The following is a 14054-nucleotide window of genomic DNA, read 5'->3' on the forward strand; positions in this document are numbered from 1 at the left end:
GGTAATAGTTACATCTTCTTTATAATATAAGCGCCATATCTTTCGTCAGTGATAAGGCGTTAGTTTTGTTTTCATGTATATTCTTTATAGCCATTTTTTAAAGCTTCATAAATAAAGTGAGTTGTTCCTACATTAAATTTTTATCACTTTTGATGTTTACAATCTTCATACTAACCTCTAAACTAATTGATGTTCTCAACGGGGTGCCCTAAAGGGCTGAGAATGTTAGATAGGATAACATAACCCGCCGAACCTGAACTGGATCATGCCAGCGGAGGGATTTGAGTTATTGCACTTGCTCAAGCCTTTTGTCTTTTATTTGCTATTTTGGAGGCAAAATGTTTTGTAAAAAATTGTTATTATCTTTGGTATTTTCGGTACCTTTTATGGCAAATGCTGCCAACGTAAAACCAACCTTAACTGTTTATAGTTATAATTCCTTTATTTCAGAATGGGGACCAGGAAAAGCAATTGAGAAAGGGTTTGAAGCACAGTGTAACTGTGAACTTGAGATTGTTACATTAGGCGATGGAGTAGCGGTTTTAAATCGAATGCGACTTGAAGGTGATAGAACTAATGCCGATGTAATTTTAGGATTAGATAACAATCTTTTAGAACAGGCAAAACAAGCCAAAATAGTTATACCTCATCAAATCAATAAACCAGATAATTTAAATACCAACTGGTGGGATAGTGATTTTATGCCCTATGATTTTGGTTATTTCGCTTTTATTTATGATCAACAAAAAATCAGTAATCCACCACACAGCATGCATGAGTTAGTAGATAATAAAGTCAACTGGAAAATTATCTATCAAGACCCACGAACCAGCACTCCTGGGTTAGGTTTATTATTTTGGGTGAAAAATATATATGGTGATGATGCCGCATCTGCATGGCAGAAAATAGCAAAAAATACTGTGACAGTGACCAAAGGCTGGGGTGAAGCTTATGGCCTATTTTTAAAAGGCGAAGCTGATTTTGTGCTTAGTTATAGCACTTCGCCAGTTGCACATATTATGAATGATAATGATCATCGTTATGCTGCTGCTATTTTTGACGAAGGGCATTATCGCCAAGTCGAAGTTGCGGGTATTACTAAGTATAGTCAGCATCCCGAATTGGCACGTGCTTTTTTACAATATTTATTAACGCCTGATGTACAACGTCAATTTGCTGAAAAAAATTTCATGTATCCGATTATTAATATAACGTTGCCTGAAGCTTTTCAGCAAATTAAACCAGTCAATAAAGCACTCGAGTTTGATGCTAAGCAAGTTAAAAATAATCAAAAGAGCTGGGTGCGTGAATGGAAATCCACCATTAGTAAATAGTTTTATTCAGTATAATGTTGAAATTAAGAACGTTAATCCCCGGCATTAGTGCTGCAAGCTTGATTTTAGTTGTATTAGGTTCAGCACTATTTGCGCTTTGTTTAGTTGCTTTTGAGTCTAATAATTTAACTGTCTATTTTGATAGTTATTTATTACATGTTATTTGGATAACAATATTTCAAGCAACGTTATCAACATTGCTATCTGTGTTATTGGCAATATTGATGGCTAAAGCCCTATCGATAGTCAATTTTTGGGGTAAAAATCTATTGCTACGCATTATGCCTATCACCTTTATATTTCCTACGTTGGTTGTGGTAACGGGGTTATTATCTGTTTATGGGCAACATGGTTTATTAGCGTCGTTTTGTCATTATTTAGGTTTGCCTTTTGTGATATCCATTTATGGTTTAAAAGGTATTTTATTGGCACATATATTTCTTAATTTCCCTTATGCTTGTTGCTTGTTTTATCAAACCTTAAATAGTGTACCAGTCGAACACAAACAATTAGCTGCTCAATTGAATTTTTCGAGTTTTACTTATTTTAAATTGGTGGAATGGCCACTATTGCGTCGACAGTTGCTACCTATGGCATCGCTAATCTTTATGCTTTGTTTTTCTAGTTTTGCTATTGTATTGGCTCTAGGTGGTGGACCTAAATATACCACACTTGAAGTTGCCATTTATCAATCCATCCGTGAATTTGATTTGATACAAGCCGTGCTTTTAGCATGTTTGCAGTTGGTTTGTTGTGCTTTTTTTATGGGGTTGATGCAAAAGTTTAATTATAGCTATAAATTTAACACTAAATATGTTAAGCAAAGTTATCGTTTACCTGTTTCGTTTAGCTTAATTTTGTCGAGTTTTGTTATTATTGTTATTGGTGCATTATTTATTTTGCTACCCATCATAACTATATTAATAAAAGGTATTTATTTTTTTCAGTGGTCATTTTTTTCAGTGGCCTTTCAACGTGCAGTTATGTTTTCTTTACTAATTGCTTTTGGGTCAGCCAGTATTGCTATGCTACTAGCTTTATTATTACTCTATACAAACAGCCGATTATTGATTTATCGGCAAATAAATTGGAGTAATCGATTAATGTTAATTGGATCGCTGATATTAATTATTCCAAGCATGGTGCTGGCGTCAGGTCTGTTTTTACTGTTATTTTCGTACGCTTATAGTTCGGTCTTTGTTTGTGTTTTGACGATGCTTTGTAACAGTTTAATGGCACTGCCATTTATATTAAAAAACCTTGCTGCACCAATGTATGATGTTACATCTCGCTATTGGCACTTAAGCCAGTCACTTAATATTACTGGTTTTTGGCATTTTTATTTAATTGAATATAAAGCACTAAAAAAGTTAATTATCCAAAGTTTTGCCTTTTCAGCAATATTATCATTGGGTGATTTTGGTATTATTGCGTTATTTGGTGGCCAGTCAGTCACAACGTTACCTTATTATTTATATGAGCAAATATCGTATTATCATTATCATGAAAGTGCCGTAACGGCTGCATTATTGCTAATATTATCTTTTAGTTTACTGGTTGTGATAGATTATGATCGAACTGAATCAAATTAATTGTCAATATGATAATTTTAAAATGCATTTTGATATCAAAATTACTGCAAAAGAAAAGGTGGTTATTGTTGGGCCAAGTGGTGCAGGTAAAAGCTCATTGTTAAGCTTGATTGCTGGATTTATTTCACCAAATTCTGGGCAAATTTTACTTAATCATCAAAATATGACTCACACTCAACCAGGAAAGCGGCCTGTTTCGATTTTATTTCAACATAATAATTTATTTGATCATTTAAATGTTGAACAAAATATTGGCTTAGGCATAAAGCCTTGTTTAAAACTAAATACATCGGAACGCCAAACAATAGATGATATGTTAGCTAAAGTTGGTTTAACTGGTTTTAATAATCGTTATCCCGAACAACTTTCAGGTGGTCAGAGTCAACGTGTTGCGTTAGCTCGTTGTTTAATTCAACGTCGACCTATTTTATTGTTAGATGAGCCATTTTCAGCTCTCGATCAAGCATTACGCTTTGAGATGTTAGCATTAGTTGATCAAATTTGCGATGAGCTCGATTTGACATTAATGATGGTCTCACACAATCTTAATGATTCGCTTAGTTATTTTTCTCGTTGTTTGGTGGTGGATAATGGACAGATCGTTTTTTATGGTTTACCAAACCAATTAAACCAACCTGAAAATAATCACATTGCAAAGATATTGGGTTTAAATATCTCAAAAAATTAATAGTTTAGCATTTAATAATTTATATATTTAAATTTAGATATTTAAAGCTTAAGGTTTTATTAATCTACCAAGCATATATTGCATTTTATGATCAATAACAAAGCAAATTAAATATCTATGCTAAACATAAAAGCAACCAACAAATTTAGCTGGTCAGCACTTATCTTTAATATTTTATTTTTTACTTATTTTTCTAGTGCATTACAGTTATATATTTTTCTTTCGGGGCATTCCAATGCAATTGGACTTCGCGATTCAATTATCTATAGTTTGATTTGGCTTATTCCTGTTTTGATTTTTCCTGATTATACAAGAAAGATTGCGACTATATTTGGGCTTATTGTCGGCTGTTTGTCTTTGGTTTCTGTCGGTTATTTTGTGATTTATCGACAAGAATTTTCGCAAAGTGTATTTTTTGTTATGGCAGAATCAAATTATAGTGAATCGAGCGAATTTGTTCAGCAGTATTTTAGTATTAAATTAGTTATAGTATTGATTATTTATAGTTTAATGGGTGTTTATCTTTGGAGTAAAGTCAGACCTGTTTATATTAAAACTTCTACTAAATGGATTGTATCACTATTAATAGCTATTTATGCCATAATGCCTGTGTTTATTAGTGTGATAATAAAAAAATCATCTATTGAAAAAGCCGGAACTCATTTACTAACGCGTATGGAAACAACTGTGCCATGGCAACTTATTAATAGCTATTTAGCTTATCGATCTCAACTTAAAAATATGGAAGATATTTTAAATCATTTAGACACTTTACCTCCTGTTGAAAATTTAAAAGATGCTAACGGTAATACGCCTAGGACGTTGGTGTTAGTCATTGGTGAATCAACAACACGTAATAGGATGAGTATTTATGGTTATGGTCGAAATACCACACCTCAAATTGAGCAGTTTAAAAAAGATAATGCTGATTTTGTTGTATTTAACGATGTGGTTTCATCAAGACCTTATACTATCGAAATTTTGCAACAAGCGTTAACTTTTGCTGATGAGAAGCATCCCGATTTATACCTTAAAACTCCTTCATTAATAAATCTTATGAAGCAAGCAGGGTATAAAACATTTTGGATCACTAACCAGCAGACCATGACCAAGCGTAATACCATGTTGACTATGTTTTCTAAACAAGCCGATGAACAGTTTTATATGAATAACGATCGTAATCAAAGTTCAAGACAATATGATGAATCGGTATTTGATCCTTTCAAAAAAGTGCTAGCTGACAACGCTGAAAAGAAATTTGTTGTTATCCATCTGCTCGGAACACATATGAAATACGAGTTCCGTTACCCAAAAGACGGTAAGTATGACCGTTTTAAAGATAAGGAAAGTATTCCATATCCTCTCGATGACGATAAAGTAGATGTATATAATAGTTATGATAATGCAATAAGTTATAACGATTATGTCACAACAACACTGTTTAATATCTTCAAAAACAGTAAAGAAAATGGTTTTATGTTATATTTTTCAGATCATGGTGAAGATGTTTATCAAACGCCACCGCATAATGTGTTAGGGCGAAACGAGAAGGCACCAACTAAAACTATGTATACTGTGCCATTTATGCTTTGGCAATCGCCAACATGGGTGGCAACGCATCCTAATAACTATCAAGCTTATGTAGATCGAAAATTTAGTACACAAGATTTGATTCATACTTGGTCTAATTTAGCTGGGTTAAGTTATAACTTATATGTTCCTGAAAAAAGTATTGTTAATCCTAATTTTCATGAATCGATTCGTTGGATTGGCGATCCTTATGACAAAAATGGTTTAATTGATTTTGATAAATTAACTAAGTAATTCACTTAGGTTGTTTACACAAATATTTAAGGTATAATATTGTATATTTATACAGTTATATTTGAGTATTGTGAAACCCTCTATGCGAAAAATTATTCATGTCGATATGGATTGTTTTTATGCCGCCGTTGAAATGAGAGACAATCCCCGTTATCGCAATATGCCTATTGCGGTAGGGGGCGATCCTCGTAAACGTGGCGTGGTTGCGACTGCCAATTATTTAGCTCGTCAGTATGGTATACACAGTGCTATGTCAATGGCTCAAGCTATAAAACTTTGTCCTAACCTTAAAATTATAGCGGGTAGGCATGCAGTTTATAAAGAAGTCTCCAAACAGATCCACCAAATATTTAAACGATATACTGAATCTATTGAGGCTTTATCACTCGACGAAGCTTACCTTGATGTAACTGATTGCAAACTTTGTTATGGTTCAGCGACTTTAATTGCTCAAGATATCCGTCAGGCAATTTACAAGGAACTTGAGTTAACTGCATCGGCAGGTGTTGCTCCACTTAAGTTTCTTGCCAAAATAGCCTCTGATATGAATAAACCTAATGGTCAATATGTAATAACACCAGATAACGTTGATAGTTTTATAGAGCAGTTACCGTTAAAAAAAATCCCAGGTGTGGGTAAGGTCACGGAAAAAAAATTAGCCCAATTGGGGCTATTTACATGCAATGATATTGTTAATTATGATGTAACTAAATTAATTACCCAATTCGGTAAATTTGGAAGAATACTATATGAGCGATGCCAAGGTATTGATGATCGTGAAGTGTGTAATGACAGGCAACGTAAATCGGTAGGGGTAGAGCGTACTTTAACTGATGATATTCATAGTTGGGAAGAGTGTTTATTGCAGTTCGATCCATTATTTGATGAAATGGAAAAACGGTTAAGCAAAGTTCGTGCTGATTTATCGATTGCTCGGCAAGGCGTAAAATTTAAGTTTGACGATTTTCAGCTAACTACACAAGAACATGTTTGGTCTAAATTGGATAAAGCTGATTTAATTGAGCAAGCGCATAAAGTTTGGTTAGAACGGCGTAATGGGCGTGGAGTTCGGTTAATTGGTTTTCATGTAACGTTAATCGATCCGCAAGTTGAAAAGCAGTTGATTTTTCAGTTTTAGCCCTTTTAACCATAAAAATGAGGATGCAGGCAAAGCCTTCAAACATCCTCATAACAAATGATAGCTAGCTAATAATGATTATTTCAAACTTGCACCATTAGTACTAATGACTTTTTTGTACCATTCAAAAGAGTCTTTTTTATAGCGTTTCATACTACCGTTACCTTCATTATCACGGTCAACATAAATTACGCCATAACGTTTTTTCATTTCGCCAGTAGTGAATGATACAACATCAATAATTCCCCAAGCAGTGTAACCCATTACATCAACACCATCATAATCTATAGCGGTTTGCATGGCTTTGATATGGGCACCTAAATATTCAATACGTGGTTTATCGTGTATTTGATTACCGTTTTCGAGTTCATCAATTGCACCAAAACCATTTTCGACAATAAATAGTGGTAATTGATATCGATCATACAGACGGTTAAGTGTATAACGTAAACCTTCAGGATCAATTGGCCAACCCCAATCGCTGCTTTTTATATAAGGATTTTCAACCGCATTAGGTAGTGCACCGTTAACTATGTTGTCACGATTATCATTTTTGGCATCAGCTTTAACGACAGTAGACATATAATAGCTAAAGCCAATGTAATCAACCGTACCTTTTTTCAAATAACCTAAATCTTCTTCGGTAATATCAAGTTTATATCCTTCACGCTCAAATTCTTTTAATGCATAAGCTGGATAGTAGCCGCGAACGTGAACATCAGGGAAGAAGAATCGTTGATGCATGGCAATTTCTGAAGCCATCATATCTTCAGGATTACAAGAATATGGATAAATTGGCACATGCGATACCATACAACCAATTTGAAAATCAGGATTAATTTTTTTACCTGCTATTACTGCTTTAGCACTGGCTAACAGTTCATAATGTGCAACTTGGTACAGAACTTCTTGCGGATTTTCATCAGGTTTAACTTGTACGCCAGAGTTAGTCCAAAAGAAGATAGGATTACTAGTATCCATTTGATTATTGATTTCGTTAAATGTCATCCAGTATTTAACTTTATTTTTATAACGTTCAAAACATGCAGTAGCAAAGCGCTCAAAAAATTCAACTGTCTTACGGTTTCTAAAACCACCATAATGACGAGCAATATGTAAAGGCATTTCAAAATGGGATAATGTGATAACTGGTTCAATGCCGTGAGCTATTAGTTCATCAAAAACATCATCATAAAAGCGAAGACCTTCTTCATTTGGTTCAAGTTCATCACCCTTTGGAAAAATTCGAGTCCACGCGATCGAGGTGCGTAGACATTTAAGGCCTAATTCGGCAAAAAGCTTGATATCGTCTTTATAATGATGATAAAAATCAATTGCAGTATGATTTGGATAAAATTTACCTGCTTCGATATCTTGAGTGATTTGTCTTGCAACGCCATGAGCACCTGCGGTCATAACATCAACAACACTTGGGCCTTTACCGCCTTCATTCCAGCCGCCTTCAAATTGGTGAGCGGCTAAAGCACCGCCCCATAAAAATGGTTTTTTAGTCATTTTTTATTCCTTGTTATTGCTTAATGTTAAATATGATATCATCAACTGTTACTTGTGTTTTATCGGTTAATGAAATTTGTTGATACTGATCGGTATTAACAATAATAATTGGAGTAATTAATGGATAACCTGCTTGCTTAATTGCCTCAGGATTGAAGCTGATTAGCAAATCACCTTTTTTTACTTTTTGATGTAATTCAACATGATATTCAAACTCATTGTTAGTTAAATTAACTGTATCAATCCCCACGTGAATTAGCAATTCGACGCCATTATCTAATGTTAACCCAATGGCATGTTTAGAATTTTCAAATACTGCAGTTACCTCGCCATCAAAAGGTGCATAAACGTGATTATCAGTAGGTTCAATTGCAATCCCTTCTCCCATGAGTTTTTGTGAAAAAGCAGGATCGGGCACTTCGCTTAGTGGTAATGCTTTACCTGTCATTGGGCTTGTAATTTCAACCTCATCTAGTAATATTTTTGGTGTATCATCTTTAGTGTTAGCTATATCTTGTTTTGTTTCACCTGTGCCAAATATTTGGATTAAAATTACAGGCCCAATTAATGCAATTGCTGAACCAATTGCTACACCAAAAAACGAACTCATATTATCGGGTTTAATGGCATTGACAATGGTTAGTGGGCCTGGTAGTGCCGCATAAGTATAGTAATAAGGTGTAAAGAATCCAGCAACAATACCACCTAAAGATGCGCAGATACATCCATAAATAAATGGCTTTTTAAAGCGTAAATTTACACCATAAATAGCGGGTTCAGTGATACCAAATAAACCAGTGATAAATGCAGATAATGAAACACCTTTCATCTCTTGTGTTTTAGTTTTTATATAAAAACCTAGTGCAGCACCCACTTGACCAATTACGGCAATAGTTTGGAATGCTTGGAAAGAATCTTGCCCATATTGATTGATATTTTCGGTGATGACAGGTGTTATTCCCCAATGTACACCAAAAATAACCAATACTTGCCATACAGCACCAATCAACCCACCCGCAATGTAAGGCGCAAGATTAACTACCCAATTATAACCATTGGCAATATAGTGAGCTGCGTTTGCAGTTATTGGTCCTATAGCAATGAGAGTTGATGGCACCATAATCACTAAACAGATTAAAGGCATTAAAAGAGGTTTGATAATACTATGTAATCGTGGTTCCAAAAATCGCTCTAAATACGACAGTAACCACACCAAAAAAAGTGGCGGCAGTACGGTTGAGTTATAAAGCGTTTCTGATAATACAATACCAAATAAATCGATTTCTGCCCCTTCTTTGATTAATTCTGCCAATTTAGTCCAAGTGGGAGAAAGTAATGCGGCACAACAAGCCACTGCAATGTAAATATTACAACGAAAATGTTGTGAAGCAGTAATAGCAATAAAAATTGGAAGAAAGAAAAAAGGTGCCCAAGAAATAAAGTCAAAAATTTTATAAGTGCTAGTTGATTCCACTTTAGGAAAGCCTAATTTAATTAAAATTAAGATCCCTTGTAAAATCCCCGAAGCGGCTAAAACATAAACAAACGGCGCAAAAACAGCTGACATCGTTGCAATAACACGATTTAAAATATTCGCTTTATCGTTATTGGTTACTTTATTATCAGTATTAATCAGTTGAGTAAAGGCGTTATAAACTTTATCAACATGTGTACCAATAACCACTTGGATTTGACCACCTTTTTCAACAACGGTAATCACGCCTGGTAATTTAGAAATGTTTTCTTTTGCATGATCTGGTGTATGTTGGGTAACAAGGCGAAGGCGTGTTGCACAGCGAGAAACGGTAACAATATTTTTCTCACCACCTAGCTCATTTAAAATATCAACAGCTAACTTGTTATAATCTCTAATTTTTGATGACATCCATAAACTCCTTAAAAGCAATTCAGTAAGATTATTTTATAGACAATTTCAAAATTGTTAATTAACAATTATATTGTTTGTGATCTAGATCGTGTTTTTATATTATTTAATTTAAAACTAAAAATAAGCTGTATAAAATACTACTTCAATTATTGATTAAATTAATAACATAAACACATGGTTAAATATCAAGAAGTTGCAAAAAAATCAAACAGATGATTTATCAAAAACAACTGTCCAAAGGCACTCAGCTTGCTAATATTGACGGGTTAATTACTCAATATCAGGTCAGTCGTAGTACAATTGTTAAAGCGCTTAATTGTCTTGAGCGGCAGGGCGTTATTTATCAAGTGCAAGGTAGTGGTATTTTTGTTCGTGAACGTAAAAAAAGAGGCTATCTCAATTTTTTGCAAAGTCATGGTTTTACTGTCGATCTAGAAGATGTTTATGGTTCTTCGACAGTACTTAATGTTGATATCATCAAGCCCAGTGCAAAAGTTAAAGAAAATCTACAATGTGATGATAACGAAGAAGTCTATTTTGTTAAAAGATTGCGCTATGTTGAAGATAAATTATATGGCTTAGAACAGTCATATTACCGTAAAAAGTTAATTTGTTATTTAAATAAAGAAATTGTAGAAAACTCAATTTTTAATTACATTCAGGAAAATTATAATCTTAATATTGGTTTTTCTGATAAATATTTACAGGTAATAAAACTTGATGAAAAAATGGCGCCATGTTTAGGATTGCAACCTGGTGAACCTGCACTTTGTGTTGAAGAAATATTTTACACCTCATCAGGTGAACCTTTTGATTTTTCAAAAATCATTTATCATTACGAAAATGCAAGATTTTGTATACAAAATCACTCAAAGTAAGTTTGAATGATGAATTATTAGGAAGATGAATAAGAAATCGATCATTCAACTTCCTTTAATTATTAGCAAATTTAACTGTTAACAATTAAATTTCACCACCAACACCTTTAAACTTTTCAACCAATGCGGCGATCTTTTCAAAGACTCGGTTCTTTTTAATTAAATATTGAGGATTCAGTGGGCTCATTTTTGGTAAAATCTCGTTCAACTCTGTGCCGTTTTCGGTTGCATATTTTCGCTTTAATGATGAGGCAATATAGCGTTTTGTTACCGCTTCATTTAAATTTTCCTCTTCAATTAAGGAATTAAGCTCTACCTGTAACTCTTGCTGTGCATACAAGAAAAACGCATCAATAATCGAGGCTTTATCTGGAATAGCATCAAGATCAGTTTGTTTTATAAACTCTACAACTAGCTCTTCTTTAGCTCGATTTTCTAAGCTTGATCGAATTAATCGCTTAGCATCTTCGACAATGTCCTGTTTGGTTTTTTCTTGTTTATTTTGTTCATAAATTAACTCAAGAATATAATCCAGATTGATCTCTTGCGATTTTAATAGATCAATTTCGAAAACCACATCATCCCAGTCAAATCTTTGCTGATCTTGTTGATTGGCTTCTTTTTCTCGGCGTAGCCAATCACGAATATCATTATAAGTTGAACGATAATTTTGAATTGTGCGGTCAGTCGGTAGTTTAACTGCTTGCATTTTTTGCAGATCTTCATCAGTCACATAATGCTTATTTTTAAACGCTAAAACTGCCTGCGCATCTGTCATATCTAATTGTTGGAAATCCTTTAATGCAACAAATTCATCATAATTTTGTAATATATTGTCAGCACGTAAGTACTCACCAAATAATTTAACAAACTCTTTTTTATCTTTTTCTTTGATAATTTCATCAGGGCGTGGGAACTTTTCTTGTAACTCGGCAACGATGGCTAGATAGCCATTGTGGAAATTACCTGAATCTTTATCAGTAAACCCTTCCATGTATTCCTTAAAGCTTTTTTCTAACACTACTTCATGAGTATTACTTTTACCAAATGTTTTTATTGCATCAATGGTCGCTTGTTCTAAATCACGAAACGCCACAATATTACCAAAGGTTTTGGTGGCATTATAAATACGATTGGTGCGTGAAAAGGCTTGAATTAACCCATGATACCGTAAATTTTTATCAACAAATAAAGTATTAAGCGTTGGCGCATCAAAGCCAGTTAAAAACATACCAACCACAATTAATAAATCAATTTCTTTATTTTTTACTTTTAAAGACAAATCGCGATAATAGTTCTGAAACTGCTCACTGCTGACATCATAGTTTGACTTAAATTCCTGATTATAGTCATCAATAGCCATTGCTAAAAACTCTTTAGCACTTTGATTTAAGGCATCTATTTCAAAACTTTCATCGGCAAAATTACCTTGTGCATCTTGTTCTTCATTAGCAGAATAAGAAAATATCGTGGCTATTTTTAACGGCTGATTTGCACCTTCTTGTAATTTTTTGAATGATTCATAATAGAGTTTAGCCGCATCTACACTACTCACTGCAAACATGGCATTGAACCCTTTACTTTTGCCCATTAATCGGTGGGTTTTTTGTTTAAAATTATTCAGAATATATTGTGTGATTTGCTCAATACGGTTTGGGTGGAGCAATGCTTTTTTATTTTCAGCAGCGCTGAGTTTTTCAAGATTTTGTTCTTGCTCTATCGATTTAAAATTAGGACGCACATCATTATAGTCAACTTTAAATTTTAGTACCTTTTCGTCACGAATTGCATCGGTTAATACATAAGCGTGCAGTTCACGACCAAAAACATCCGCTGTAGTTTGCGTTCCGATTGCGTTAGTATGCATAATCGGCGTACCAGTAAAACCAAATTGGTAATATTTTTTAAATTTTCGCTTTAAGTTTTTTTGAGCTTCGCCAAACTGGGAGCGGTGTGCTTCGTCAAAAATAAATACAACGTGTTTATCATAGATCGCTAAGTTATCGTCGCTTTTGATCAAGTTATTAAGTTTTTGAATGGTAGTAACAATAATTTTATTATCGGTTTTCTCAATATTGCGCTTAAGCCCTGCGGTACTATTTGAACCATTCACACTATCTTTTGAAAATTTTTGATACTCTTTCATGGTTTGATAATCCAGATCTTTACGATCCACCACAAAAAAAACTTTATCAATAAATTCTAATTCGGTTGCAAGGCGTGCCGTTTTGAAACTGGTTAATGTTTTGCCAGAACCTGTTGTGTGCCAAATAAAGCCACCACTTTGTAAGCTACTCCACTTTTTGGCATGATAAGCGCTAATGATTTTCCATAATATGCGCTCGGTGGCGGCGATTTGGTAAGGGCGCATAATTAACAATGTGTCATTCACATCAAGCACCGAATAAGTCAATAACACATTTAACAGCGTTCGGCTAGCAAAAAAGGTTGCGGTAAAGTCTTTTAGATCTTTTATCGGCTCGTTTTTAACATTCGCCCAATTCATTGTAAAATCAAAGCTATTTTTGTCACGTTTAGTCGTGTTAGCAAAATAGCGCGTATCGGTACCATTTGATATAACAAACAGTTGTAAATATTTAAATAGTGAATTGTCTTGATTAAAGCTCTCTTTACTATAGCGATGCACTTGATTAAAGGCTTCACGAATAGCAATACCACGTTTTTTTAGTTCAACTTGAACAAGCGGCAAGCCATTAACTAAAATCGTCACATCATAACGATTTGCATAATTACCTGTTTGCTGAAATTGATGGATAACTTGTAATTTATTATTAGTAACCTCTTTTTTATCTAACAACTTGATATTTTGAATATGGCCGTCATCAAAAACAAAATCGTAAATATGATCGTGGTGGATTTTGCGACTTTTATCGATCATTGATTCATTGGGTTTATCCAAATACTCTAATACAAAACGTTGCCATTCATCATCCGTAAATTGCATTTTGTTTAGTGTTTGCAACTGCTCACGAATATTGGCTAATAACTTTTCATGTGTATTTAAATTCGGTAAGTATTCATAACCTTGTCGAGCTAAATCATGAATAAATTCATTTTCTAAATCCGTTTCAGTCTGATAAACAGCAGCCGATTCTTCAAGTTTGTTGTAGTTATCTAAAATAATATAGCTATTGGTTTCGGCGATGGGGGTTGTATAAGTCGTCATAGTCTATTCC

At 33.9% G+C, this 14054-nt stretch carries 9 protein-coding genes and 1 riboswitch; of the genes, 6 read left to right on the plus strand and 3 right to left on the minus strand.

Features of this window, described 5'->3' with window-relative positions; all coding sequences use genetic code 11:
• Nucleotides 1-189: 189 nt before the first annotated feature.
• Nucleotides 190-298, plus strand: a riboswitch (TPP riboswitch).
• 40 nt (nucleotides 299-338) lie between these two features.
• From thiB to dinB, 5 genes are all read left to right on the plus strand, one after another.
• On the plus strand, nucleotides 339-1334 hold the full coding sequence (thiB, locus tag B9N71_RS07545) for a thiamine ABC transporter substrate binding subunit (protein ID WP_085165243.1): 996 nt from the start codon (nucleotides 339-341) through the stop codon (nucleotides 1332-1334).
• A 14-nt stretch (nucleotides 1335-1348) separates the two neighbouring features.
• Nucleotides 1349-2926, plus strand: a complete 1578-nt coding sequence (gene thiP, locus B9N71_RS07550; protein WP_085165245.1) for a thiamine/thiamine pyrophosphate ABC transporter permease — start codon at nucleotides 1349-1351, stop codon at nucleotides 2924-2926.
• Nucleotides 2904-3614, plus strand: a complete 711-nt coding sequence (gene thiQ / locus B9N71_RS07555) for a thiamine ABC transporter ATP-binding protein ThiQ (protein ID WP_065589937.1) — start codon at nucleotides 2904-2906, stop codon at nucleotides 3612-3614. The genes thiP and thiQ overlap by 23 nt, the downstream gene beginning before the upstream one ends.
• Before the next feature lie 117 nt (nucleotides 3615-3731).
• Entirely contained in the window at nucleotides 3732-5438 is a 1707-nt protein-coding gene (gene cptA, locus B9N71_RS07560; protein WP_085165247.1) for a phosphoethanolamine transferase CptA, read from the plus strand.
• A gap of 82 nt (nucleotides 5439-5520) precedes the next feature.
• Nucleotides 5521-6576 carry a DNA polymerase IV gene (gene dinB, locus B9N71_RS07565; RefSeq protein WP_065611232.1) on the plus strand — a complete coding sequence of 352 codons (1056 nt, stop codon included), beginning with the start codon at nucleotides 5521-5523 and terminating at the stop codon, nucleotides 6574-6576.
• Nucleotides 6577-6654: 78 nt separating this feature from the next.
• Here the strand turns inward: dinB and B9N71_RS07570 are convergent, their stop codons facing one another.
• Both B9N71_RS07570 and B9N71_RS07575 read right to left on the minus strand, forming a co-directional pair.
• On the minus strand, nucleotides 6655-8091 hold the full coding sequence (locus tag B9N71_RS07570) for a 6-phospho-beta-glucosidase (protein WP_065589934.1): 1437 nt from the start codon (nucleotides 8089-8091) through the stop codon (nucleotides 6655-6657).
• A gap of 13 nt (nucleotides 8092-8104) precedes the next feature.
• On the minus strand, nucleotides 8105-9976 hold the full coding sequence (locus B9N71_RS07575; protein WP_085165248.1) for a beta-glucoside-specific PTS transporter subunit IIABC: 1872 nt from the start codon (nucleotides 9974-9976) through the stop codon (nucleotides 8105-8107).
• A 215-nt stretch (nucleotides 9977-10191) separates the two neighbouring features.
• Here B9N71_RS07575 and B9N71_RS07580 point away from each other — a divergent pair, with 215 nt between their 5' ends.
• Nucleotides 10192-10857 (plus strand): GntR family transcriptional regulator, encoded by a 666-nt coding sequence (locus B9N71_RS07580; protein WP_085165250.1) that lies wholly within the window; start codon nucleotides 10192-10194, stop codon nucleotides 10855-10857.
• An 85-nt stretch (nucleotides 10858-10942) separates the two neighbouring features.
• On the opposite strand, the gene B9N71_RS07585 is transcribed toward B9N71_RS07580, so the two are convergent.
• Nucleotides 10943-14044: a type I restriction endonuclease subunit R gene (locus B9N71_RS07585; RefSeq protein ID WP_085165252.1), complete on the minus strand. Its 3102-nt coding sequence runs from the start codon at nucleotides 14042-14044 to the stop codon at nucleotides 10943-10945.
• Nucleotides 14045-14054 lie beyond the last annotated feature (10 nt).

The sequence above is a fragment of the Gilliamella bombi genome, from assembly GCF_900103255.1.
Lineage (GTDB): Bacteria > Pseudomonadota > Gammaproteobacteria > Enterobacterales > Orbaceae > Gilliamella > Gilliamella bombi.

Bases quoted from the DNA above. Each gene is read 5' to 3' on its own strand.
- thiB (WP_085165243.1), top strand. From the start codon at position 339: ATGTTTTGTAAAAAATTGTTATTATCTTTGGTATTTTCGGTACCTTTT.
- thiP (WP_085165245.1), top strand. From the start codon at position 1,349: ATGTTGAAATTAAGAACGTTAATCCCCGGCATTAGTGCTGCAAGCTTG.
- thiQ (WP_065589937.1), top strand. From the start codon at position 2,904: ATGATCGAACTGAATCAAATTAATTGTCAATATGATAATTTTAAAATG.
- cptA (WP_085165247.1), top strand. From the start codon at position 3,732: ATGCTAAACATAAAAGCAACCAACAAATTTAGCTGGTCAGCACTTATC.
- dinB (WP_065611232.1), top strand. From the start codon at position 5,521: ATGCGAAAAATTATTCATGTCGATATGGATTGTTTTTATGCCGCCGTT.
- B9N71_RS07570 (WP_065589934.1), bottom strand. From the start codon at position 8,091: ATGACTAAAAAACCATTTTTATGGGGCGGTGCTTTAGCCGCTCACCAA.
- B9N71_RS07575 (WP_085165248.1), bottom strand. From the start codon at position 9,976: ATGTCATCAAAAATTAGAGATTATAACAAGTTAGCTGTTGATATTTTA.
- B9N71_RS07580 (WP_085165250.1), top strand. From the start codon at position 10,192: ATGATTTATCAAAAACAACTGTCCAAAGGCACTCAGCTTGCTAATATT.
- B9N71_RS07585 (WP_085165252.1), bottom strand. From the start codon at position 14,044: ATGACGACTTATACAACCCCCATCGCCGAAACCAATAGCTATATTATT.